Annotated in this window: 24 protein-coding genes, 1 tRNA gene, 1 rRNA gene and 1 pseudogene; 4 read left to right on the top strand and 23 right to left on the bottom strand. The window is 58.8% G+C overall.

Annotation, left to right across the window (positions count from 1 at the left end; genetic code table 11):
- Nucleotides 1-850: 850 nt before the first annotated feature.
- Complete coding sequence (locus ABD806_RS15785) at nucleotides 851-1,885, bottom strand: YeiH family protein (protein WP_344959750.1); 1,035 nt, start codon at nucleotides 1,883-1,885, stop codon at nucleotides 851-853.
- Between the two features lie 227 nt (nucleotides 1,886-2,112).
- On the opposite strand from ABD806_RS15785, the gene ABD806_RS15780 reads away from it, so the two are divergent.
- Entirely contained in the window at nucleotides 2,113-3,024 is a 912-nt protein-coding gene (locus ABD806_RS15780; protein WP_344959749.1) for a LysR family transcriptional regulator, read from the top strand.
- A gap of 50 nt (nucleotides 3,025-3,074) precedes the next feature.
- Here the strand turns inward: ABD806_RS15780 and ABD806_RS15775 are convergent, their stop codons facing one another.
- Nucleotides 3,075-3,638 (bottom strand): hypothetical protein, encoded by a 564-nt coding sequence (locus ABD806_RS15775; RefSeq protein ID WP_344959748.1) that lies wholly within the window; start codon nucleotides 3,636-3,638, stop codon nucleotides 3,075-3,077.
- 55 nt (nucleotides 3,639-3,693) lie between these two features.
- On the opposite strand from ABD806_RS15775, the gene fabG reads away from it, so the two are divergent.
- Nucleotides 3,694-4,446 carry a 3-oxoacyl-ACP reductase FabG gene (fabG, locus tag ABD806_RS15770; RefSeq protein WP_344959747.1) on the top strand — a complete coding sequence of 251 codons (753 nt, stop codon included), beginning with the start codon at nucleotides 3,694-3,696 and terminating at the stop codon, nucleotides 4,444-4,446.
- Nucleotides 4,447-4,646: 200 nt separating this feature from the next.
- On the opposite strand, the gene ABD806_RS15765 is transcribed toward fabG, so the two are convergent.
- The 16 genes and pseudogenes from ABD806_RS15765 to ABD806_RS15690 form a co-directional block, all read right to left on the bottom strand.
- Nucleotides 4,647-6,125 carry a PhnE/PtxC family ABC transporter permease gene (locus tag ABD806_RS15765; RefSeq protein WP_344959746.1) on the bottom strand — a complete coding sequence of 493 codons (1,479 nt, stop codon included), beginning with the start codon at nucleotides 6,123-6,125 and terminating at the stop codon, nucleotides 4,647-4,649.
- Nucleotides 6,125-6,796, bottom strand: coding sequence for an ATP-binding cassette domain-containing protein (locus ABD806_RS15760; protein ID WP_344959745.1), 672 nt, complete (start codon nucleotides 6,794-6,796; stop codon nucleotides 6,125-6,127). The genes ABD806_RS15765 and ABD806_RS15760 overlap by 1 nt, the downstream gene beginning before the upstream one ends.
- Nucleotides 6,796-7,674 carry a putative selenate ABC transporter substrate-binding protein gene (locus ABD806_RS15755; RefSeq protein WP_344959744.1) on the bottom strand — a complete coding sequence of 293 codons (879 nt, stop codon included), beginning with the start codon at nucleotides 7,672-7,674 and terminating at the stop codon, nucleotides 6,796-6,798. The genes ABD806_RS15760 and ABD806_RS15755 overlap by 1 nt, the downstream gene beginning before the upstream one ends.
- A 55-nt stretch (nucleotides 7,675-7,729) precedes the next feature.
- Nucleotides 7,730-8,059, bottom strand: a complete 330-nt coding sequence (locus ABD806_RS15750; RefSeq protein ID WP_344959743.1) for a branched-chain amino acid transporter permease — start codon at nucleotides 8,057-8,059, stop codon at nucleotides 7,730-7,732.
- Complete coding sequence (locus tag ABD806_RS15745) at nucleotides 8,052-8,726, bottom strand: AzlC family ABC transporter permease (RefSeq protein WP_344959742.1); 675 nt, start codon at nucleotides 8,724-8,726, stop codon at nucleotides 8,052-8,054. Before ABD806_RS15745 ends, ABD806_RS15750 begins: the two co-directional genes overlap by 8 nt.
- Before the next feature lie 105 nt (nucleotides 8,727-8,831).
- Nucleotides 8,832-10,040: pseudogene (locus ABD806_RS15740) on the bottom strand (RtcB family protein).
- 9 nt (nucleotides 10,041-10,049) lie between these two features.
- Nucleotides 10,050-10,553 (bottom strand): MBL fold metallo-hydrolase, encoded by a 504-nt coding sequence (locus ABD806_RS15735; RefSeq protein WP_344959741.1) that lies wholly within the window; start codon nucleotides 10,551-10,553, stop codon nucleotides 10,050-10,052.
- The gene (locus ABD806_RS15730) at nucleotides 10,534-11,136 is read right to left on the bottom strand and encodes an MBL fold metallo-hydrolase (RefSeq protein ID WP_344959740.1); all 603 of its coding nucleotides are present in this window, start codon (nucleotides 11,134-11,136) and stop codon (nucleotides 10,534-10,536) included. Before ABD806_RS15730 ends, ABD806_RS15735 begins: the two co-directional genes overlap by 20 nt.
- A gap of 117 nt (nucleotides 11,137-11,253) precedes the next feature.
- Nucleotides 11,254-11,814, bottom strand: coding sequence for a hypothetical protein (locus tag ABD806_RS15725; protein WP_344959739.1), 561 nt, complete (start codon nucleotides 11,812-11,814; stop codon nucleotides 11,254-11,256).
- A gap of 527 nt (nucleotides 11,815-12,341) precedes the next feature.
- Nucleotides 12,342-13,721 (bottom strand): Re/Si-specific NAD(P)(+) transhydrogenase subunit beta, encoded by a 1,380-nt coding sequence (gene pntB, locus ABD806_RS15720; RefSeq protein WP_344959738.1) that lies wholly within the window; start codon nucleotides 13,719-13,721, stop codon nucleotides 12,342-12,344.
- 4 nt (nucleotides 13,722-13,725) lie between these two features.
- Complete coding sequence (locus ABD806_RS15715; RefSeq protein WP_344959737.1) at nucleotides 13,726-15,255, bottom strand: Re/Si-specific NAD(P)(+) transhydrogenase subunit alpha; 1,530 nt, start codon at nucleotides 15,253-15,255, stop codon at nucleotides 13,726-13,728.
- A 448-nt stretch (nucleotides 15,256-15,703) separates the two neighbouring features.
- Entirely contained in the window at nucleotides 15,704-17,002 is a 1,299-nt protein-coding gene (locus ABD806_RS15710) for an Nramp family divalent metal transporter (protein WP_344959736.1), read from the bottom strand.
- A 276-nt stretch (nucleotides 17,003-17,278) separates the two neighbouring features.
- Nucleotides 17,279-18,289: a peptidoglycan DD-metalloendopeptidase family protein gene (locus ABD806_RS15705; RefSeq protein ID WP_344959735.1), complete on the bottom strand. Its 1,011-nt coding sequence runs from the start codon at nucleotides 18,287-18,289 to the stop codon at nucleotides 17,279-17,281.
- Nucleotides 18,290-18,331: 42 nt separating this feature from the next.
- Nucleotides 18,332-18,775, bottom strand: a complete 444-nt coding sequence (gene rimI / locus ABD806_RS15700; protein WP_344959734.1) for a ribosomal protein S18-alanine N-acetyltransferase — start codon at nucleotides 18,773-18,775, stop codon at nucleotides 18,332-18,334.
- Nucleotides 18,751-19,128 (bottom strand): hypothetical protein, encoded by a 378-nt coding sequence (locus tag ABD806_RS15695; RefSeq protein WP_344959733.1) that lies wholly within the window; start codon nucleotides 19,126-19,128, stop codon nucleotides 18,751-18,753. Before ABD806_RS15695 ends, rimI begins: the two co-directional genes overlap by 25 nt.
- A gap of 64 nt (nucleotides 19,129-19,192) precedes the next feature.
- A tRNA-Trp gene (locus ABD806_RS15690) sits at nucleotides 19,193-19,269 on the bottom strand.
- 312 nt (nucleotides 19,270-19,581) lie between these two features.
- Between ABD806_RS15690 and pyrB the strand changes: the two genes are divergently transcribed.
- Together pyrB and pyrI are read left to right on the top strand one after the other, a co-directional pair.
- A complete protein-coding gene (gene pyrB / locus ABD806_RS15685; RefSeq protein ID WP_344959732.1) occupies nucleotides 19,582-20,505 on the top strand; it encodes an aspartate carbamoyltransferase in 924 nt (307 codons plus the stop codon).
- A gap of 5 nt (nucleotides 20,506-20,510) precedes the next feature.
- Complete coding sequence (gene pyrI / locus ABD806_RS15680; protein WP_344959731.1) at nucleotides 20,511-20,969, top strand: aspartate carbamoyltransferase regulatory subunit; 459 nt, start codon at nucleotides 20,511-20,513, stop codon at nucleotides 20,967-20,969.
- An 80-nt stretch (nucleotides 20,970-21,049) separates the two neighbouring features.
- Here pyrI and ABD806_RS15675 read toward each other — a convergent pair whose 3' ends face one another.
- The 5 genes from ABD806_RS15675 to rrf form a co-directional block, all read right to left on the bottom strand.
- Nucleotides 21,050-21,739 carry a pirin family protein gene (locus tag ABD806_RS15675; RefSeq protein ID WP_344959730.1) on the bottom strand — a complete coding sequence of 230 codons (690 nt, stop codon included), beginning with the start codon at nucleotides 21,737-21,739 and terminating at the stop codon, nucleotides 21,050-21,052.
- 9 nt (nucleotides 21,740-21,748) lie between these two features.
- A complete protein-coding gene (locus tag ABD806_RS15670; RefSeq protein WP_344959729.1) occupies nucleotides 21,749-22,195 on the bottom strand; it encodes a DoxX family protein in 447 nt (148 codons plus the stop codon).
- Between the two features lie 181 nt (nucleotides 22,196-22,376).
- Complete coding sequence (locus ABD806_RS15665; protein WP_344959728.1) at nucleotides 22,377-22,574, bottom strand: hypothetical protein; 198 nt, start codon at nucleotides 22,572-22,574, stop codon at nucleotides 22,377-22,379.
- A gap of 253 nt (nucleotides 22,575-22,827) precedes the next feature.
- On the bottom strand, nucleotides 22,828-23,418 hold the full coding sequence (locus tag ABD806_RS15660) for a DUF4202 domain-containing protein (protein ID WP_344959727.1): 591 nt from the start codon (nucleotides 23,416-23,418) through the stop codon (nucleotides 22,828-22,830).
- 351 nt (nucleotides 23,419-23,769) lie between these two features.
- A 5S ribosomal RNA gene (gene rrf / locus ABD806_RS15655) occupies nucleotides 23,770-23,884 on the bottom strand.
- Nucleotides 23,885-23,888 lie beyond the last annotated feature (4 nt).

The following is a 23,888-nucleotide window of genomic DNA, read 5'->3' as shown; positions in this document are numbered from 1 at the left end:
CGCCCACCATCCAGGCCTCTCCGGCTCGACTCGTGCCGTGAACGCCAAGCCGGATGTCATTCAGTTAACGGGACTGGCCTCATGACTGCCTGACGGCTCTCAAAAAAGGGGGGGGCGCGGGTCGCGCAGGGAGGAAGCCCTTCCTGACTCGCATTACCACCTAAGAACCTGTTTACGATCTTTGCAAGACGGCCTGTTACCACTTAGCGAAGCAGCAGGGCTACCTCCACCGACACGCTCGGCACATCCCTGTGACGCTCGACACATGCCGTCCATGGCGGTCAGTGGCGCGGCGGAGCCCCAGGGGGCGAGCTTGCACGCCGTGACGAGGTGTTTCAACCCAACCGAACATCCAGTGAATGTTCGCAGTGGGTTGAAACATCAAATGTCATGTCCTCACGGCGTGTCGGCGCAGCAGTGCGCTTTGTCCGAGTATCGCAGGTATCAAACAGCCCTAGGGTGTGTCCCGTTACTGTGCGTTAATTACGCTGATGCTGTGCCGCTTCGAGGCAAGGCGCGCACCGCGCAGTTTGGTGGCCCCAAATCAACGGTAAGCAACACCGCAACGGAGCGGCACAGCATCAGCCCTTCGGGTCGCCCCCCAACAGGGCGCGTTCTGCGTTAGCTGGCTTACCCATAGGCCCACTATGCGTTGCACCTGCTGCCTTGAGCGCCCCTGTTGGGGTGGCGTCGAAATCATGAACAGTATCGGGACACACCCTAAGGGCACCTTGCACCCAGTCGGCCGACTCAGCGGTGTTAACCGGTAACCGATCCCTCACACAAAAACACCGCATATCTAGGGATACGCGGTGTCAGGTTTGCTCAATGTCAGGCAATTATCGAAACTTTAGAACAGCTTGATATAGGCCAGGATCAACAGGGCGATAAACAGGGTTTCCAGCACCACCAACAGTACCGGTTTCCAGCCCACAGACAGGATATCTTTCAGCTGGGTGCGAACCCCCAGGGCCGCAATCGCCGTCAGCAGCAACCAGGAAGAGCTGTCGGCCAGGGGATCGCGAACCTGGGCAGGGATCCAGCCCAGGCTGTTGAGGGTGAACAGGGCGACAAAGCCCAGCAGGAAGCCCGGGATGGCCACGCCCTTGCCACTGCTATCGCCGCTGTTGCGTGCGGCACGGCGGATCACCACACCAATGGTCATGACGATAGGCACCAGCATCGCCACCCGCAGCAGCTTGACGAAGGTACTCAAGTCACCCACTTCACTGGACATGCTGTAACCGGCACCGACCACCTGGGCCACATCATGGATGGTGGCACCGATAAACAGGCCGGACTCCTGGGGGGTAAATCCCAAGGCGGTACTAATCATGGGGTAGAAAATCATCGCCAGGGTGCTGAGGGTCGTGACGCTGATAACGGTAAAGAGGGTATTACGCTTGGCCTGCTCATCATTGGGCAGCACACTGCTGATCGCCATGGCCGCAGACGCCCCGCAGATGGCCACGGAGCCGCCGGTTAGGGTGCCAAACGAAGAAGAAAAGCCCAGCATACGCGCCATCACGATGCCGAAACCGATGGTCAGGACCACCGCGGAACACACCATCAGCATCGGCGCCCACCCCAGGGTCAGCACATCTCCGAAGGTAATACGCAGGCCCAACAGGGCAACCCCCAGACGCAGCAGGGTCTTGGCCGAAAGCTCCAGCCCCGGCAGGCAGTTGGGCTCCTGGCTCAGGAAGTTGAAGGCCAGCCCCAGCAGCAGGGCCATCAGCATGGCCGGCGCGCCATAGTGTTGTGACAGGAAACTGGCCGCGATCCCTATGGTCACAGAAACACATACACCGGGAAAATAACGTTTTCTTAGTTCTTCGAGTCTGCGCACTGGGCCTACCGCCTGATTTGTGGTGTCAACAGCCATGTTTACCGCCTTTGCTAAGCTTAGTTCCAGACAGCAACAGGGCAAGGACAATCGAGCCTCTTCCCTGGCATGCTGCCATACCTATCCGTTTCCGTTTTTATTCGTTATCGGGTAACAGTCACGGCAATATGTTAGGAAGACGGGTTCTGCTTATCCAATGCCTTTTTCTAGGGACATAGTTACTTTTCGGCATACAATGCCTTATCACCCCATTAACAGGCTAAGCAATGGAAACCAAGTGGCTGCACGACTTTGTCGTCCTGGTCGAACAAGGCAACTTTTCCAAGGCGGCCGACGCCCGCAACGTTACCCAGCCGGCCTTCAGCCGGCGGATCCGCTCCCTGGAAAACTGGCTGGGAGTACCGCTGGTCAACCGTCATCGCTACCCCATGAGCCTGACCAAGGCCGGGGAAACCTTCTTCGAACAGGCCAAGACCCTGCTAGGCCAGATCTACGGGATTAAAGAACAGCTGAGACAGACCAGCGCCGAGTACCAAAGCCTGCGCTTTATCGCCCAGCCCTCGCTGGCGGTGTCATTTTTCCCCGCCTGGCTGCATGGCTTACGGCCCCGGATTGGGGACTGCATGGTGAGGTTGAATACCAGTCATTACCACGATGCGGTGGAGCAATTCCTGGCCGGCTCGGTGGATTTTTTATTGTGCTTTTGCGGCTCCGGCGCCGATAGCCCCCTCGAACGTCAGGAGATAGAGCGCGTACATGTGGGTCAGGACAGGCTGGTGCCGGTTTCCATACCGGACTTGGAAGGCCGGCCACGCCATGCTCCCCACCAGGACAGGCCGCTGAAATTGCTGGCCTACCCCAAGGATGCCTATCTGGGTGAGCTGATCCAGCGGGAGTGCCTGGCCAAGCTGGGAGATCATAAGTACCAGCCAGTCTGTGAGAATGCCCTGGGAGAAGGGTTGAAGGCCCAAGCCCTGCAGGGGGACGGCGCCGCCTGGCTGCCGGCCGGCCTGGTTCAGCGGGAAATAGCGCAGGGCCAGCTGGTGATACTGCCCACACTGCCCGCACCTGTCCTCAATATCGAACTCTGCCGGATGCTCCCGCCCCGCTCCGAAGAAGCCGAGCAATTCTGGCACTATGTGCTGGAGCAGGCCCATGAGGCCGGGGCGCCGGGCTGACATCTGCGACCAGATGCGCCGCTACCAACAGGCATCATACCCTGGCCGGATCATGGAGACGGGGTGGGAAAACGCCCCTGATATATGCGTTCGCTCTGCTCCATCATCCCTTGGCCTCTCTGAATCAGCCGCTTTCCAGCCCTGATGTTCTCATTCCCCTCGGCAACCTGCTGCTCGCCTTTTTCCTGCAGCTTCTCCCCCTCCATCACCAGCTCACTGCCTTCGTTCCACATTTCCGCGAACGCCTCGACGTCCCTGCTATCGGACATCATCCTCTCGCCCATGGTCGGCTTGCTGCCACAGCCGTAAATCGACAGCAGCATCAACGCAAGTACTCCCCAGCCTGCTCGGTTGCTCATCATTACCCCCTGGGTATCACCGATATCTGCATGACAACGCCGTAAGCATAGTTCATCCCGCTGGCATATCGCGCCATGGGACAGGAAGGCCGGTTTAACCATAGCCGACACCTGCCGTGCAGGGAGAATGCCTGGATCATCCAATTTATGCATCGCAATAAAAAAATAAAAAAATATAATCAATATTATATTTTTAAAGTAAAAAATTAATAAAAAACAAACAATGCAACGCACAAAACACACTAGGCTTATCATTGAATCCGGCTCTTGCACTTAGCAAGTATTAATCCAACGATGACAGGTAACGATGATGAACAAGCTGACTCAAGATATGCAGGGCAAGGTGTGTGTTGTCACCGGCGCCGCCCGCGGCCTGGGCCGCGCCATCAGTGAACGACTGGCCGGAGCGGGGGCGAAACGAGTATATGTGTGTGACATCAACCTGGCGCCGGCCCATGCCTGGCTCGAACAATATCCCAATATCACCGGCGTGGAGCTGGATGTCTGCGATCCGGCGGCGCTGGCACAACTGAGCGCAAGGATAGTGGCGGACCATGGCCGGGTAGATGTGCTGGTCAATAATGCCGGCATCACCCGCGATGCCCTGCTCGACAAGATGACCGCGTCCGACTGGGACCTGGTGCTCAACGTCAACCTCAAGGGGGTATTCCTGGTGACCCAGGCCATGTATTCGCTGATGAAGGTGCAGATGCAGGGCGCCATCGTCACCATCTCCTCCATCGTCGGCACCGACGGCAACATCGGCCAGAGCAACTATGCAGCCAGCAAGGGCGGAGTGATCGCCATGACCAAAGGTTGGGCCAAGGAATTTGCCCGCGGTGGGGCACAGATCCGGGCCAATTGCATCGCCCCCGGTTTTATCAATACCGAGATGACCCGGGCAGTGCCGGAAAAAGTGCTGGAAAAGATGACCGCCCGCATCCCCCTGGGCAGGCTGGGCGAGCCCCGGGACATCGCCGAGGGCGTGCTGTTTCTGGCCAGCGACCGGGCCCGCTATATCACCGGCCAGGTACTGAAAATCGACGGCGGCCTGGTACTTTAATACCCACACAAAGGCAGCGCTCGGAACCAGTGTTAGCGCCGCGACATCGGTGCGGCAGAGCCCCATGGGGCGAGCTTGCTCGCCGTGACGAGGTGTTGCCACCCAACCGAACATCCAGTGAATGTTCGCAGTGGGTTGAAACATCGAGTGTCATGTCTTCACGGCGAGTCTGCCTGTGGTACCCGACCGTTGCGCCCAGATCACAACACCTCCGCCCGGCTGCTCAGGTGCAGCCGGCGGCGCAGGCGCCGGGCCAGGGCATCCACCAGGATATTGAGCCCGGCACACACCAGCAACAGCATCATGGCCCGATCGAAGCGGAACTCGCTGAACGCCGAATCGATGAAAAAACCCAGGGTGGGAATGCCCAGCATGCCCAATATCGCCGTTTCCCGGATCAGGTTCTCGAAGCGGTACAGGCTGTAAGCCATAAAGACCCGGTACAACCGAGGCAGCACTTCGAAACAGTAAAGGTTCACTCCGCGGACCGCATCCTCCCGCAGCACCAGGGTATTGAGATGGTGCCCCAGCAAATGGGCAATGATGGCGCCGTTGTGCAGGCTGAGCGCCAGTATCGCCGGCAGCATGCCCGGGCCGAGCAACAGCATGCCGATAAAGGCCAGCAGGTACTCGGGCAGGGAGCGCATCAGTACCAGCCACCAGTGGCTAGTGGTGCGGCTGAGCCGATAGCCGAAGCGACGGGAAATGGCCGGAAACCACAACAACGCAAGCCACGCCGTGACCACCAGTGAAAGCAGCGCCAGCACCAGGGTGTTGAACAAACCGGGGGCTATCTGCCCTTGCCACAGCCCGCCCAGCCAGGGCCAGAGCCCGGCCCAGTCGCCAACCCGCAAGGGGGCCGGTACTATGTCTTCGGTAAAGAAACGCGCCATCAGCGCCCAGTTCAGGCTGGCCAGCGGCGGCAGCCAGAGCAGCGACACCAGCAGATAAAACGGTACCAGCCGGGGCCGCAACCACCATTTGATGCTGGCGATGATCAGCACCAGGGCATAGAAGAAACTCGCCGCCTCACCGTAGAAGCCCTGGCGCAGCAGGGATTCCAGATGGTAACCCAGGGTTGGCAGGCCGATAAAACCCAGCACCGCCGAGCTGCGGATACCGCATTCCAGCCGATAGCCGGTGTAGGTGGCCATCTGCCGCCAGCACAGAGGCAGCTGGATAAACAGCAGTCGCGACCAACGCCCCATGCCGGGAGCCAACGCCTGCTCCGGTGCCGGATCCGCCTCTTCGAACAGCTCGCCGTAGATCTTGGCGAAGGTGCCCGCGTAGGGCAGCGCGATGGCCAGCACCCCGGCCGGCGCCGACAGCCCCAGCAACTGGATAAACAGCAGCGCCCAGAACAGCTCGTGCACCGCCCTGAGCGACGCCGACAGCCGGCGAAGGCCGGCATGGCGGTACCCCGCCGCCAGCCCCAGCCCCAACAGGGCGCCCAGGGCCACGCCCTGCAGGGCGAAAGCCAGGGTATTGGCAATGGCGGAAAACAGGGTAGCGGCCTCGGGCAGGCTCGGCAGCAGCAGGCCGGCGCCGAGGCGGGCCAACTCGCTCCAGGGATCCAGGGCGGTAATAGACAGATCGGCCCAGGGCAGGCACAGCAGCGCCAGCAGCACAAACAGCAGGCTGCTGTGCACCATGGCCCGGGCCGGCTGCGGCTGGGCCATCAGGCGCTCCGGTACAGGGTACGCAGCTGGTCCGGGGTCAGCTCACAACTTGCCGCATCCAGCATCACCCTGCCCTGACGCAGGCCCACCACCCGGCTGCAGTGCGTGAGCGCCTGCTCCACGTTATGCAGCGCCAGCACTACCGTGTGATGGCGCTGACAGACCAGCCGCAACAGCTCGTCGGCCTGGCGTTCATCCAGCGCCGATACCGGCTCGTCGCCGATAAAGATCGGCTTTTGCTGATACAGCGCCCGCCCCAGGCTGACCCGGCTCTGCTGGCCGCCGGAAAGCTGCTCGGCGGCGGTCCACAGCTGGCCGCCCAGGCCGAGACTAGCCGCCAGCTCGCGGATCTCCGCCCGGGGCCGGGCCAGGGGGCGTACCAGGTTGGCCAGGTTGTACCAAAACGGATAACGGCTGAGCCGGCCCATGTAGATGTTGTGGAACGCCGACAGCATGGGCACAAGCCCCGGTTGCTGCGGGCACCAGGCCACGTCATTGGGCCGCAGCTCGCGCAACCGGCGCAACAGGGTGCTCTTGCCGGCGCCCGACTCACCCAGCAGGGCAATCTTGTCGCCCCGCCTTACCTCCAGCGACAGCTCGCGCAGCACGGGCGTGCCCGCGTAGCCCAGGGTATCCTGGTGGAACTGGAACAGGCTGGCGCCGTTTTCCATTACTGCTCGGGATCCATGATACCGATGGCCACGGCAGTCTCGCGGATGGGAGCGTAATCATCGTTGCTCGCCGCGATAAAGCCGGAGCGGGGGAAAGCGGCAAGCAGCTCGGGAGCATCCATCTCCAACAGCGCCTGCCGCACCTTCTGCTTGAAACCCTCGCCGAAGCGCGCGTCCACGTCACCGCGAATGCTCCACTGATAGTCGGGGTAGGCGGGGGTGGCCCAGATCACCCTGACCTTGCTCTCGTCGATATTGCCTTTTTCCTTTTCCGCATCCCATACCGCATAGTTCACCGCACCCAGCTCGAAGGCGCCGGACTGCACCAGGCTGATGGTGCGGTTGTGGTCACCGGAAAAACCCACCCGGGAGAACAGCTGCTCCGGGGCCTGGCCGAACCGTTCGCGCAGGTAGAATTCGGGCATCAGCCGGCCCGAAGTGGAGCCCTTGTCACCGAAGGTGAAGCGCTTGCCGGCGATGTTCTCGGGCAATTGCTCGCCCTCGCTCAGCCCGGTACTGGCATGGGCGATGATGTAGCTGACGAATTCGGTATCTTCCACCCCCTGGGCGATGGCCTCGCTGCCAGGTACCAGCTCGCGGGCCTGCACCCCGGTGAGGCCACCAAACCAGGCCAGTTGCACTTGATCGTTGCGAAAGGCGCTCACCGCCGCCGGATAGCTTTTCACAGGAACATATTTCACTTCAATGCCCAGTCGTGCGCTCAGGTGGTCGGCAATCTTGCCGAAACGCTCGGTCAGATGGCGTTCATCCTGGTCCGGAATGGCGGTAAATACGAAAGGCTCGGCCTGTGCCAGGGTGCTCAGACACAGGGCGGTCAGGCCTAGCAGGCAGGCCCGGAAAGAAACGGTCATCTTCATGGTCAAGTGGTCCGAAAAGTGCGGGAGGCAGATTATAACCGATGACCGGCCGGGATCAGAGTCCCAGCCAACCGTTCATCTGCGCCATGTACACTAGGGTGCCCAACAATATGCTGAGCAGCGCCTGACGCCGCCATAGTTGCAGCACCGCAACCACCACCACGGCGATGATCTGTGTCTGGCCATCGGCCGGTGCTTCCCATCTATGTACCCCCATGGCGTACAGCGTCAGCAGCACCATCATCGCCACCGGCAACCGCCGTCCCAGCACCTGGATACGCCTGTGGTGGGCGATAAAACCTCGGGCCACGAAGGGAAAGGCGCGCAGGCCGAAGGTCACCAACCCCATGATCAGCGCCGCGAGCAGGTAATCCAGATCAGACATGGGCCGCCTCCCCCTGGGGCTCTGGCCAAGCCAGCAACACCAGCACCAGCATCACCGAGGCCGCCAGCAGGAAGTACTCACCGACCCAGGCGCCGGCCACGGCCGCGGCCGTCAGCCCCAGGGCCACCGCCCACCAGTCTTTCTTGGCACGGATCTGCTCCACCGCTAGCACGGTAAAGAGCGCGGCCAGGGCGAAGTCCAGCCCCTGCAGACCGGTGGGCAGGCCGCGCGCCAGCAGCACCCCGGCCAGGGAGCCGATCACCCAATAGCTCTGGTTGAACAACACCACCAGCAGGGCGGTCCTGCTGTCCTTCACCTGGCCGGAAGCACTGAGCAACGAATAGGTCTCGTCGGTGATGCCGAAGATAAAATAGGGGCGGCCGACGGCCCCCTTCGGCAGCAGATGATAGAGCGACAACCCGTAGAACAGGTGGCGGAAGTTGACCAGCAGCGCGGCCACCGCCAGATCGAGCCAGCCGATGCCGGCGGCCAGCATGCCCACCGCCAGATACTGCAGGGCCCCGGCATAGACGATAATGCTCATCAGCGGCGCCCAGTACCAGCTCAAGCCCGCATCCACCCACAACACCCCGAACACCGCCCCCAGGGGCAGGTAGCCCATCATCACCGGCAAGGTGAGCGGCAGCACGCCGCGCCAGCTATTCATGCTCGTTGTCCCATAACCAGATAAAACACCAAACATTAAGAGATTGACGGGAGCTTATCAAGAACCCTGGCCGGTTTGGTGACATATAAACAGGTTTTCGCGAAACTAGCCTTTAACACAGAGCACCTGCTTTAAGGTATGGACCACCTCGACCAGGTCGTTCTGGTTGGCCATGACGGTGTTGATATCTTTATAGGCGGCGGGGATTTCATCAATCACATGTTTATCCTTGCGGCATTACACGCCCTGGGTCTGTTGCCTTAACTCATCGACACTAAAACGTTCACGCGCCGCCTTACGGCTCATGCTGCGGCCGGCGCCATGGGAGCAGGAACAAAACGAGTCCGGATTACCTTTGCCTCGGACGATATAAGAACACCCCCCCATACTACCGGGAATAATGCCCAGCTGCCCCTTACGGGCGCTGATCGCCCCCTTGCGGGTCACATAGACCTCGGCATTAAAATGCCGCTCTTTTTGTACGTAATTATGATGGCAATTGATGGCCTCCTCGGTCACCTCAAAGGTCGGCAATAAGGGGCGGATGGCTCCGAGGATTAACTCCATCATCTGTTGACGATTTATCCAGGCGTAGCGTTGTGCCCAGTCCACCGCCTTGAAGTAGTCGTCAAAATAGCGGCTGCCTTCGCGAAGATAGGCCAGGTCTTTGTCGGGTAGCCGGATGTGATGGCGTTGCATTTCCTGGCGCGCCAGTGCGATAAAGTAGCGGCCGAGGGCATTGCCAATACCGCGACTGCCGGAGTGCAGCATGATCCAGACGTCATCGGCTTCATCCAGACAAAGTTCAATAAAATGATTGCCGCCGCCCAGGGTGCCGATCTGCTGAATCCAGGTTTGTTCAGGCTTACGCATCATCTTCAGCAGGCCGGAGTGTTTGTGAAAAAGCCGGTCTATTTCCGCTTTAAGGGGACGCCAGAGCCCTGGGCTTACCGAAGGCCCTCGATGTTTTTCAGCACCAACCGGCACTGCGTCTTCAATCGCACCGCGCAAGGGACGCATATAATCGGGCAGTTGTGCCGCCGTCAGCGATAGCCGGACGGCGTTCATACCGCAACCGATATCCACGCCCACGGCCGCGGGGATAATGGCGGTGCGCGTTGGGATGACGGTGCCTATGGTGGTGCCAATACCCGCATGGACGTCGGGCATGGCGGCAATGTGGGGATACACTATATCCAGCTGTGCCAGCTTCTTCAGCTGTTCCAGGGCCGACCTCTCCACCTCACCGGTAAAGATCTTCACCGGCCTCAAGCCAGAACGCGGATCCGTGTTCAACTCCAGTTTTACCGGCATAGCTCTACCTCACTCGGGATCAGGAACCACTGTGTGACTACAGGCCCGGCTCACTTCCTGATAGCTACGTCCGGCATGTCCCCGATAGCGCCTGGAAAAATGAAAGGGCACCAAATGTTTGACCGCCGCTTCGGTGCCAATCTCCCCACGGGCCCGCGTGGTCAGATGGCCGGTGCCGCTTGCCTGGGTGGTATCGGCATTGACAAAAGAGGCTTCACAAAACAGCGTATGGGCATTCCTGGCCAGCTCGGTCAGCTTGCGGCGGTTGTCTGGAATATCGGCGAAGTCGGTCGCATAGACCAATTTTTCTCCCGTACCCTGCATCAGGATGCTGTCTGCCAGCTCAGCCACCGATACCGACCGGCCGGCAAGCGGGATGCGCGCGCCGAACTCACCGTTCAGCACATGCTCCTTGAGTTGCTGTAACCAGGGGCCCGGCGTCAGCCTGAGTGCGGTCAATTGAGCATTACGCACCTTGAGCCGGCCGCTGGTTTCAAAGGCAAAGGCTAGCACGGGGGTATGCTGACGGCGCCCTGCCGCGGGGGCTATGATCCAGCGTCACGGCGCGCACGCGACATGAGTCGTCCTGCCAGATAAGGCCATCCGTGACCACTTGCTCAGGGAGTTCATGGCCGATGACGGAACCGGCGGTGATTTGCCAGCGGCGCAGGCGCTGGTCATGGAGTTCAAAGATATCGAAGCTGGGGGCTTTGTCGCCGATGCGATCCCAAAGGATACCGCCGATCATGCCGGCAATATGTTGTGTCAGACCCGGAGGCCCGAACAGCCGGCAAGGCGGGTAGTAGCCGATGCGGGAACGCAATAACCAGAGAAAGCCAATGATATGGTCGATATGGGCGTGGCTGATAAAGACATCACTGATTTGGTGCGCAATACGGGCAGGCAGCCGGCCGTGATCGCCCAGATCAAACAGCCAGCTGCGTTTCTGGTCGCGTAGGCGGAGCAGCAGTAACGGATCGCCAAAGACCCCATTGACCAGCATAGCGTCCAGCGGACCGACCCGCCTGACGACCGGCGGATTGCGGGAGTCTGTCGACAGCCGCTCGCCCAGGGTCTCCTCGGCTGTGGGGGTCATGACATCCGTTATTGGGCCGGCGGCTCGGGTTTGTGGTCGAATGGGCGGGGCCGTATGTAAACCCTTGCCGGCCGTGCACACGGCATCGCGCAGCAACAATTGCCGAACGTTTTTAAGCTAGCCGTTGCTAACGGGAGCCGGAATCCGCAGCCTGTTGTGAACCAGACTCATCACCTGGCCCAAGGCGAGGGTTCGTTGTTCGTCCAGCAGGGCGACCTGTCGTCCAACCCAGGCCCTGGGTTCCGACAAGGGAGGCGGTGTTCCCAATAGTAACAAGTGGTCGAGCCGATGGGTTTGCCCGGTCGCCTGCTTCAGATAGCTCTGCCAGCGTTGGGTTCGCTCGCGCCGGTGAGGCATTTTATCGGGCCGGCAGGCTTGATGATGAGCGGAGACGAACACCCACTCGGCACCGCAAGCGCCGAGTTCATTAATTAACGGCGGCGGCTGGCCGTTACGGATCAGGATGAGCACCAGCTCAACATGGGCCGCCGAGATCAGCGCCGGCAGCAATTCGGCGCCTGCAACGCCGCGGGTCACGCCGGGGCCATCGATAATCAGTGTGTCGGTGTTGTGCTGCGGGAGCCTGGCCAACAATGCGCTTACCATGGCCGCCAGCGGTAAGCGAAAGCGGCCGGCATCCAGGCTGCAGAGCGCTTCGAAGTCCCGTATTTCCCACAACAGCCGCCCTCCTGTCGCAGGTTCCTGCCCCGTTAACTGCTTGTCCGCCAAATACGGAACCGTTAGGCAAATGGCGCCCTCTTGACAGCAGCAGCCCTATTAATTGCGCCGCCAAGGTGGATTTGCCAATACCGGATTCGCCAAACAACAGCACCCGGCACCCTGTCGTCAGATGCTCATTGATGATTTTTTCGGGCGAATAGCCGCCATAGTCGTGATGAATAACGCTCTTCATTGAGCCGCCTACCGGTGTTTTCGGGACTCTTGCTCACAAGATCATAGCTGTTCCGAATGGTGGGTCACTCGAGACAGCGAGCGGGTATCGCTAAGCAGACCCCCAGGGGCGAGCTTGCTTGCCGTGACGAGCGGTTTTCATGGCGTGCCTGCGCTACCCGTGTTGGAAACAGTTATTCAGTCTCTACTTTTAACATCGGTTAAAAACAAGGGGATTACCAGGCCTTCCCGGGCTCCCCATAAACAAAAAGGGAGCCTAAGCTCCCTTTGGTTAACCTGTCGGTATTAAGGCATTACAGCGCTTTCAGGATATTGTCCACGCTGTCTTTGGCGTCGCCGAACAGCATGACGCTGTTTTCTCGGAAGAACAGCGGGTTCTGCACGCCGGCATAACCGGTGTTCATGGAGCGCTTGAATACCACCACCTGCTGGGCCTTCCACACTTCCAGTACCGGCATGCCGGCGATGGGGCTGGCCGGATCTTCGGAGGCGGCCGGGTTGACGGTGTCGTTGGCGCCGATCACCAGCACGGTATCGGTATCCTCGAAGTCCTCGTTGATCTCGTCCATTTCCAGCACGACGTCGTAGGGTACCTTGGCTTCCGCCAGCAGCACGTTCATATGGCCAGGCAGACGGCCGGCCACCGGGTGGATACCGAAGCGAACATTGACGCCGGCCGCACGCAGCTTGGACACCAGATCCGCCACCGGATACTGGGCTTGGGCCACCGCCATGCCGTAGCCGGGGGTGATGATCACCGAGCTGGAATTCTTCAGCATCTCGGCGACGTCTTCGGCGTTAGCCTCGGTATATTCGCCATCTTCTTCTTCACCACTGGACGCACTGACGCCATCGGTGCCGAAGCCGCCGGCAATCACCGAAATGAAGGAACGGTTCATCGCCTTACACATGATGTAGGACAGGATGGCACCGCTTGACCCCACCAGCGCGCCGGTCACGATCAGCAAGTCGTTGGACAGCATAAAGCCCGCCGCCGCCGCCGCCCAGCCCGAGTAGGAGTTGAGCATGGAAATCACCACCGGCATGTCGGCACCGCCGATGCTGGCCACCAGATGCCAGCCGAAGGCCAGGGCGATCAGGGTCATCACCAGCAGGGCGAAGGTAGAGCCTTCCACCTGCACGAACCAGATCAACAGCAGCGCGGACACCACCAGCGCGGCCAGGTTCAGCTTGTGGCGGTGCGGCAGGGTCAGTGGCTTGGAGGAAATCAGGCCCCGCAGCTTGCCGAAGGCCACCACTGAGCCGGTGCAGGTCACGGCACCGATAAACACGCCCAGGAAGACTTCGGTATTGTGGATGTTGAGGATGGCGCCGGACATATCGCCATGATCGATATAGGTGTTGTAGCCCACGAAAACGGCGGCCAGACCCACGAAGCTGTGCAGCACGGCAATCAGCTCCGGCATTTCGGTCATTTCCACCTTGAGGGCGAAACGCACACCGATGGCACCACCGATGATCATCGCCAGCACTATCCAGCCCAGGCCGGTCACTTCAGGGTTAAAAATAGTGGCCAGCAGCGCTATGGCCATACCGGCGACGCCAAACCAGTTACCGGCCTTGGCCGACTCCTGCTTGGACAGTCCCGCCAGGCTCATGATAAAGAGCACAGCGGCAACGATATAAGATGCAGTAACAAGTCCTTGTGACATTCAATTAGCCCCTTCTAAACATCTTGAGCATACGGTGGGTGACGGTGAAACCGCCAAAGACGTTGATCGAGGCGATCAATACGGCAATAAAGGCAAGAAAGGTAACAAAACCACCTCCTCCCACCTGGGACAGGGCCCCGACCACGATAATGCCGGATATGGCGTTGGTGACCGACATCAGCGGCGTATGCAGCGAATGGGACACGTTCCAGATCACGTAGTAACCCACGATACAGGCCAGCACGAATACGGTGAAATGGGACAGGAACTCGACCGGCGCCGCCGTCGCCAGCCAACCGAACAGCACCAGGCCAGCACCGCCCAGATAATACTTGAGGTTACTCGGTTGCTTGGCATGGGCTTCGGTCTGGGGCTGCGCCTTGGCCGCGGCCTTGGGGGCGGCGGATACGCTGATGGCGGGAGGCGGGAAGGTCACTTCGCCATCTTTTACCACCGTCATGTTGCGCAGCACCACGTCGTCGAAATCGACCTTGATATTGCCGTCTTTCTCTTTGCTCAGCAGCTTGGCCAAGTTGACCAGGTTGTTGGCATACAGGGTGGAGGACTGGGTCGGCAGTCTACCGTTCAGATCCGTATAGCCGATGATCTTGACACCGTTGTCGGACACGAACAACTCGCCGGGCTTGGTCAGTTCACAGTTACCGCCGTTTTGCGCCGCCAGATCCACGATCACCGAGCCGGGGTTCATGTTGGCCACCATCTCGGCGGTGATCAGCTTGGGCGCGGGTTTACCCGGGATCAAAGCGGTGGTGATGATGATATCCACCTCTTTGGCCTGGGCCATGAACAGTGCCATTTCGGCTTCGATAAAGGCCTTGCTCATCTCCTTGGCATAACCGTCGGTGGAGACGCCTTGCTCTTCTTCGTATTCCAGCTCCAGGAACTCGGCACCCATGGAGTTGATCTGCTCTTTTACCTCGGGACGGGTGTCGAAGGCCCGTACTATGGCACCCAGGGAGCCGGCGGCACCGATGGCGGCCAGGCCGGCCACACCGGCACCGATCACCAGTACCTTGGCGGGCGGTACCTTACCGGCGGCGGTGATCTGGCCGGTGAAGAAACGGCCGAATTCGTGAGCGGCTTCCACCACGGCACGATAGCCGGCGATGTTGGCCATGGAAGACAGGGCATCGAGCGACTGGGCGCGGGAGATCCGCGGCACCATGTCCATCGCCATCACGGTCACGCCCTTGGCTTTCAGTTTTTCGACCAGCTCGGGGTTTTGAGCAGGCCAGATAAAGCTCACCAGCGTGGTGCCGGCAACCAGTTTTTCCACTTCCTCAGCGGTAGGGGCATTCACCTTATAGATAAGGCCGGCCTGCCAGACTTCGTCCGAGCTGGCCAGACTGGCGCCGACGGCCTGATAGGCGGCATCGTCGAAACTGGCCTTCAGACCCGCGCCCTGTTCGACACATACATCAAAGCCCAGTTTGCGCAGCTGTTCGACCGACTTGGGGGTCGCCGCCACCCGCGTCTCGCCGTTCAGCGTTTCTCTTGGGATTCCGATTAGCATAATAATTCCCTGATTGATGTTGATATCTCACCGGTGCCCCGTAAATCAGGCATACCGGAGATCGGGCAGGCTGTTCCTTCAACTCCGCCGGGCCAGCCTAGCCCTTCCTTACTCCAGCCATAATGAAGCTTTAATTACATCGACACAGTTTCATTTACATACTTGAAACTAAGTTTTATACTTTTTAACCTGTTCGAAATCAAAACCTCTCCCGAATCATAAAAAACAGATTCTGGTGGGGAATAATAACGCAGGAATGAAACAGTGTCGGACGACACTATACTGATAATGGATGTAAAAGATAAATTGGTCTTTCCTCCGTTCTTAATCGGTAATAGCTTTCAATCGCCCAACTTCCCTCTATGTCGCCCCGATTTAGCGAGCCAAGTCACAGAAAAGACAGTCCTAATAAAAAAGGGGCCTCAGCCCCCAGCTATTTCGGCATAACTTATGCCTTCACAAACAGATACCAATAGCCGAATAACAGGTTAAAACCGGCAAAAAACACAATGCCGGCCCAGCACAGTGCCACCATCGCAGACCCGAGCCGATACTGTTGCGGCACATTGTCCAGCTTCATCAACCGGTAATTCAGCCAGGCAAATACCAGGGCGCTGATAAAGGCGGAAATCATGGCGAACTCCAGCATCGCCAACAGCGCCCCCTTGAAGAACATGATGATCAGCGCGCCGGCCATACCCATCACAACCATCAACGGATAGGTATAGCGGCTGCCATGGCCGGTCGGCCGGCTGCCCCGGGCTTGCCCAAACTGCACGAAACATTCACTCAGGGCCCGGCTGTAACCGTCGAGCACGGTCACGGTAGTCGAAAACATACACAAGAAGGCGATCAGTGCGATCAGCCAGCGGCTCCACTCCCCCATGACACTGGCATAGACATCGACCAGCTGATGGGCGAACGCCAGGCCAGAAGTCGCCAGCGGCTGGTCGCTGCCGTGCAGCACCAGGGCACCCAGCGTCACAAAGGCGATGGCCAGGATCGTTGAGGTGATATAGCCGACGTTGAAATCGACCAGGGCGTCTTTATAGTCCAGCTCATCACCCAACGCCTTTTTCTTCTGACGCAGCCAGACACTGTTCCAGGAAGACAATTCGATCGGCGCCGGCATCCAGCCCATCAACGCCACCAGGAAACCAACCGCGGCCAGGTTCCAGGGACTGGGTGAAACAAAGTCGGGCGGAGCTACTCCGCCTTTATTGAGGGCGATAAACACGGCGGTGACGGTGGCGACGGCCAGGCCGACGATGATCCACTTGGTGACCCTGTCCAGCATCTTGTAATGGCCGGTGATCAAAAATGCCAGTGAGCCTGCCAGCACTATCATGCTGAGCTGAGTCACATTCAGGCTGTCCCCGATGAAAAGCCCCAGGATGCTGCCGCAGAGCATGGCCACCCCGGCGGTACTGACCACGGCGGCGAAGATATTGAGCAGGGTAAACAGGTGCAGATAGCCCCGTCCGATGCGGTCATAGCCCTGGATCAGGGTTTCATCGGCCGCCATGGTGTAACGGGCGCCAATCTGGAAGAAAGGGTATTTCAGCAAGTTAACAAGGATAATCAGGCCAACCAGTTGCCAGCCGTAAATGGCCCCGGCTTGGGTAGAAGCCACCAAGTGTGAACCACCAATGGCGGCGGCGGCGGCGAGTATGCCCGGACCCAATGCACGCATGTAGTGGCTTATGCTGCGTGGCTTGCCCTGCGCTGCCTCGACTGACTCTATCATCTTACTTTCCCGCCCTTTTACTTTTATTTTCATTTAAAAAAGCGAGTAAAAAGCCATAAGCCACTGGCTAAAGCAACTGCTTTTTTAAGCCACGCATCATAACAATCAGGCCAATAAACCAAAAAACAATAATTAACTGAAATATAAACCCAAAACAAAAACAAATAACTTGCCTAAGGATTGCACATCACGATGAGTTCGATATTTAATATCATCTATGTTTTTTGATCCTATCCGCAAATTTTCAATGGTTTGTCCTGTTCTCAAACCACAGGCCTACTCCTTGGCCAATAACCAGTTTCCCGCTTCGGGATGATGTCCCTGCAGGGTAAAGGGGACCGACTCCAGGCCATGCCCATTGTTGATTTGCAAGGCAAAATGCAGGTGCGGCCCCGAGCTGAAACCGGTGTTCCCCGAGGCCGCTACCCGCTCCCCGGCACGTACCCGCTGCCCTTCCTGCACCAGGATGGAATGGGTCTGAATATGGGCATACAGGCTCATGGTGCCGTCATCGTGCAGCAGCCGCAGGTAGTTGGTGCGTTTGCGGTACTCGGCCTTGAGTCCGCCGCCGGAATGGTAATCCACCGCATCCATCACTATGCCGTCCTTGGTGGCCACCAGCGGCGTCCCTTCGGGCAGGGCGATATCCAGGGCATAACGGTTGGCGACTTTGTTATGGCTGAAGTCGCCGTTAAAGCCCTGGGTGATACGGTAGCGCCCGATAAAGGGCACCCCTATGTCCCTAGCCCCATCCGGAGCTCTCAGTTTAGGCGCCTGGTGCAGCGGCTGCCTGGTCATCCCGCGGATGATCTCCGGCTTGGGTCTGACCCTGTTGTCATCCAAGCGGCTGTCGAACGACGCCATCAGCATCCGTTTTCCCGGCATATAGGCAAAACCATAGTCATAACGCCAGTGGCCTGGCTCGGCCGGTGTCAGCTTGCCGATAAACTTTTCTTCCCGGGGAGCCAGGCGCATGGCCTGCAGCAGGCGCTCGGGGATCTGCACATTTTCCTGGCGTGGAAAACTCAAGGTCAGCTTGGCGGGGCTGAACAACCGGTTGAGGGCGAAGAAATAGTGACCATCGGGCTTTTCCAGCACCCGGATCAGCACCCCGTCCTCGTCGATGTCATCTTCCAGCCAGAGATCCGGCTCAAAATCGACCGAGTTCAGATAGCTGTCGGTGTAATGGATTACCCCAGAGGCGTCCTGGTAACGATAGATATTGGCGCTGAGGGCCATCGGCAGCAACAGCAGCCAGGCCCAGAGGAAAGGCTGTAAGGCACTCATTTGGCATCCTTGCTTGAGTGTTTGACCTTCAGTATAGGTAAGCTACAGCACTTTTTGCATGATGACGGCGTCTTCCCGGCCCTGGGCCGAGCGGTAGTAAGCCTTGCGTCTTCCCTGCTCCACGAAACCGGCCGATAGATACAGCCGCTGGGCGGCTTGATTGGATTCACGTACCTCCAGCCACAGCTGGGAGATATGCCGTGCCGCCGCCGACTCGACATACCGGGCCAGCAATTGGCGACCCAGCCCCTGCCCCTGGCAAGGCGGTGTCACGCAGATATTCATCAGGGTGCTTTCATCCAATACCTGATCGGCAATATAGAAACCCAGCAAGGTTTGCCCCCGCCAGAGTGAGCCGGAGAAATAGCGCTCGGAAAAACAGCCGGCCAGCAGCTGCCGACTCCAGGGAACGGGATGGGCCGCCTGTTCCAGCTGCAGCATGGCTTCCAGGCAGTCGGGGGTCAACGGGCGATGGTCAGGCTGCACAGGCAACTCCAAAGCCGGCGCTTGTGTTCGGCCGTCAGCGGCAGGGCACCGGACCAGGTCAGTTCAGCCCCTTCTTCTTCCAGATTAAAACCCAGTACAGCAGGAGCCGTAGGACAGCCGGCCTTCCTCCAATCCCGTTCACTCAACCGCCGTAACTGCCCACCATCGAGCGTCAGCGCCCTAGCGATATCGGTGGCCAGTTGCTCGGGCAGCCGAACCCCTTCCCCCACCACCAGCAGCAGCTGTGCCGGGGTGGCGGCCGGCACTGGCGCATAAGGCAGCCGGCCAGGATGAATACATCGCCAGACCGGCAGTTCAAGGCTTGTCAGTAATTGTGTTTGTAATGGCGTCATCGGGCCACTCTATAACGTCCATAACGCAAAAAGCCAGCATTAAGCTGGCTTTTTGACTGTCATTTGGCAGGGGCGGAGGGATTCGAACCCCCAACCGTCGGTTTTGGAGACCGCTGCTCTACCAATTGGAACTACGCCCCTGCAACACGAGGCGAATTATAGCGAGACGCGATCAAAGGTAAAGGGCTTTTTCCGCCCCCTCGGCGCGTTCGCTCAGCTTTTCACCGATTACCCTTTAAAAAACAGCCAGCATTTTGATTTAACGGTGTAATTCTCTATAATCTGCACGACTTGCAGCCGCCCGGAGCCTTTGATGCCCCCTTCCCTTTTCCTGCACCAGGCCAACACCCAGCTCGTGCCGAACGGGATGCTCTGCGACTGCAATCTATTAGCTCTAATGGCCCCGCTCCGGGGCTTTTTTACGGTCCCAACTTCACCTAAAGAGCCTTGCTGATGGCAAACCCCCTATTTCAAAAGCATGTTATCTCTATCTCCGACTTTACCCGAGCCGAGCTGGAACTGGTGATCGACACGGCGGTCAAGCTCAAGGCCCATCCAAGGCCCGAATTGCTCAGGCACAAGGTGGTCGCCAGCTGCTTCTTCGAGGCCTCCACCCGCACCCGACTGTCGTTCGAAACGGCGGTACACCGCCTGGGCGGCGCCGTCATCGGCTTCTCAGACAGCGGCAGCACCTCGCTGGCCAAGAAAGGCGAAACCCTGGCCGACTCGGTGAAAATCATCAGCTCCTACAGCGATGCCTTTGTGATGCGCCATCCCCAGGAAGGCGCGGCCCGGTTGGCGGCCGAGTTCTCCTCGGTGCCGGTGATCAACGCCGGCGACGGCTCCAACCAGCACCCAACTCAGACCCTGCTGGATCTGTTCACCATCTATGAGACCCAGGGCACCCTGCAGGGCCTGACAGTGGCCTTCGTCGGTGATTTAAAATACGGCCGTACTGTGCACTCCCTGACCCAGGCCCTGAGCCTGTTCGGCTGCAAGTTCTACTTTATCGCCCCCCAGGCACTGGCCATGCCCGACTACCTGTGCGACGAGCTGACCGAGAAAGGCATCAACTTCGAGTTCCGGGACAGCATGGAAGAAGTGATGGACGAGCTGGACATCCTTTATATGACCCGGGTGCAGAAAGAGCGCTTCGACGAAACCGAGTACATGCATGTGGCGTCCAGGTACGTGCTGTCTCCGGAGATACTGGACAACGCCAAGGACAGCCTCAAGGTACTGCACCCCCTGCCGCGGATCGACGAGATCACCGCCGAGGTGGATGACACCCCCTATGCCTATTATTTCGAGCAGGCGGAAAACGGGGTTTACGCCCGTCAGGCCCTGCTCGCCCTGGTGCTGAACGAGAGCCTGTGAGAACCATGATGAACAAGAACCAACTGCAAGTTGAAGCCATCAACAACGGTACCGTCATCGACCATATCCCGGCGGGTCAGGGCATCAAGATACTGCAACTGTTCGGCCTGGCCGACACCCATGAAAAAATAACCGTCGGCCTGAACCTGCCTTCCAAGGCCTTCGGCGCCAAGGACATCATCAAAGTGGAAAACACCCGCCTGTCCGCCGTCCAGGCGAACCAGCTGGTGCTGTTCGCGCCCCAGGCCACGGTCAACCTGATCGAAGACTTCGAAGTGGTGGAAAAACTGCAGCTGCAACTGCCCGAGCGGGTGGAGGGCGTGTTCTCCTGCCCCAATTCCAACTGCATCAGCCATAGCGAGCCGGTCACCAGCAAGTTCAAGGTCAGGGTCGTGGAGTCTCAGGTCCGCTTTCGCTGCAACTACTGCGAGAAATCCTTCCATCAGGACATGATGGGGAGCTGAGCCATCTGCCACCGAACCGATAAACAATAAGCCCCGGCCTGCTTTCAGACCGAGGCTTACTCAATGACCACTCCTGCGACTTAGGGCAGATCGAACACCAGCGCCCGTACCGGCTGGGTGGCACTGAAGCTTAACCGTTCTTCGTCGCTGAGGGCGGCGCCGTCGCCGGGGGCCAGCCGCTCGCCGTTGACACTGAGTTTTCCTTCCACCAGCTGGACCCAGGCCTTGCGCCCCGGGGCCAGCGCCAGCTCGGCTCCCTCGCCTTGTCCCAACCACAGTTGATACAGGCAGGCATCCTGCTTGATGGTCAGCGAGCCCTCGGCGCCGTCCGGGCTGACCACCAGGGTCAGGCCGGGAGCGCGGCCGAAATTCTGCTGCTGGTAGCCAGGCTTGCCGCCGATGGCGTTGGGCTCTATCCAGATCTGCAGGAACTTCAACGGCTTGCTGCTGGAAGGATTGTACTCGCTGTGGTAGATGCCGCTGCCGGCGGACATCAGCTGGAACTCCCCGGCGCTCAGCACCTCCTCGTTGCCGGAGCTGTCCTTGTGGGCGATGCAGCCCTCCAGCACATAGCTGATGATCTCCATGTCTCTGTGACCATGGGTGTCGAAACCTGCCCCCGCGGCCACCGCGTCGTCGTTGATCACCCGCAGCCGGGAAAAGCCCATCTGTGCCGGATCGTAGTAGCTGCCGAAAGAGAAGCTGTGCCGGCTGTGGAGCCAACCGAAGTTGGCCCTGCCTCTTTCATCCGCCCTTCTGATGCTGATCATGGGACCTCCTCAGTTCAAACGTTGTGCCAGGGCCTGGTCCAGGCCCAACTTGCCGGCGCCGGAGAACAATAGGGAGACCGAGGCCGCCAGCAAGGCCAGGCCGAATTCGTAGCCGCCGTTACTCATAAAGAGGCCGTTTTGAATATGCACCGAGAAAATCGCCACCAGCATGGTCACCGCCAGGGTCAGCGCCGCCGGCCGGGTCAGCAGGCCGAGCAGGATGAAAAGCCCGCCGAAGAACTCCCCGGCCCCGGCCAGGAAGGCCATCAGCATACCCGGCGTCAGGCCGATGGAGGCCATGAACTGACCGGTGCCTTCGAGGCCGTAGCCGCCGAACCAGCCGAACAGCTTCTGGGCGCCGTGGGCCATAAAAATGATGCCGACCGGTACCCGCAGCACCAGTGCACCCCAACCGGCCTGGGACTCGAGTAAGGAAACCAGAGTAGACTTGCTCATATAACACCTCTTCATAAAATTTGATAAAAACTGTGGAATTAAAGCCTGCCTGAACGGCAAGCTTTGAACTTGAGGCAATTTTAATGGAGGGATTTGCAGTAAAAAATTGGAATGATTTGGCGATGTCATTGAAATATTCTGACAAAGAAAGTGCCTCTTAAGAAACAGAGGCACGCTTCGTTCAGCTTTGGGCCGCCTTATACTCCCGCGCCTGGGACGCCAGCCGGATATGGGCATTGACCTCGCCGTAGCGGGAATAGCCGAGCCGCTGTACCACCTCGAAGAAAACGCCATGCACTTCGTGGGTGTAGAAGTGGAAGAACTCGCCCTCGTCTTTGCGATCGTAGAGGATATTTAGCCGCTTGAACCCGGACAGCAATTCCGGCTCCAGGGCGAAGCGGTTGCAGTGGTAATGCTCGGTGCACCTGAGCAGTTGCTTGAGGTTGTCGGTGGCCAGCGCCAGGGCACAGACCGATACCCCGTGGGCCAGGTAATGCTAGCGGGCTAGGCAAGCGCATCGTTCACGTTGTCCGTTCCATGCCAACAGACCATTTTCGTACCAGGCACATATTACTTCCAGTTTTGCAGGAATGCCGTTATATCCCCGATTTGTGGATAACAGTAGCTGAAATTTAAGGCTGCAATGCCCGACCGATCAAAGCCTGTATCGTCGGGCTGAAAGGAATTTGCAGCGCGGCGGCATGCCCTTGTTCGGACATCTTGAGCCAGGTTTTGTGGATGATGCCGATCAACTTCTCATCATCATGTTTGGCGGCGAACGCCTCCAGATAAAAACGCATAAATACCAGGCAAGCCACATCTTCCAGGGTCTGAGCTTCAGCATCGCGTTTCAGCTGTTTTTTTAACAACAGGCTGGATACCCGGGCCTGATCCTCTTCGCCATAACCGGCGGCGGCCATCAATTGAGCCGTCAACTCCCCATGGAATCGGGCCAGATCAGTACGCCAGTGCTTATACCCAGCCCTGTCCATGGGGTAATCACTACGCGGTATAGCCCAGCGCCGGATATGTTGTGCCCGGCAGGCTATTTGCAGCTGTTCTGAAGCATCCGGTTGCAAGTTGCTCAACTGCTCACTCATGCGTAGGCTGTACAGATACTCACCGGCATAACTTTGGCCATCAAGGATAATCTGATGAGGATCCTGGCGATTCTCGGCATCGATTGCGGATAGAACCTGTTGTAGTGGCGTCGGTTGACTCATGGTGTCACTCCTGTTCGCGGCAAATGCCCTATTCTCCGGTGTTTTAAAATGGTTGAAAAGGCATATTCATAACCCTCTCATACCAATCCGCTAAATAGCGTCAATAAATGGGTGACTAGCTTACATCCAGCCCGTCGGGATTGAACTGTATTCCCCCTCCAGGCGGACTTGATGTCAAACCGTTATCCCGCTTAAGTGATTACATCGACCAGCAAAGCACCGGGGTAGATTGCAAGGAACAGCCATTCAACCCTATATCGAAAAAGGGTTAGGGGTCTATGAATTTTATGAGCTGTAGTAGTTCAGATACAAAAAAGCCCTTCACATCGGTGAAGGGCTTTTCAATTGGGTGCCTGGCAGTGACCTACTTTCACATGGCAGCTGCCACACTATCATCGGCGCGGGTGCGTTTCACTTCTGAGTTCGGCATGGAGTCAGGTGGGACCACAACGCTATCGCCGCCAGGCATA

Origin of the sequence: Zobellella aerophila, assembly GCF_039539325.1 — a bacterium.
In the GTDB taxonomy this organism is placed as follows: domain Bacteria; phylum Pseudomonadota; class Gammaproteobacteria; order Enterobacterales; family Aeromonadaceae; genus Oceanimonas; species Oceanimonas aerophila.
This window is presented reverse-complemented; position numbering and strand designations above follow the sequence as displayed.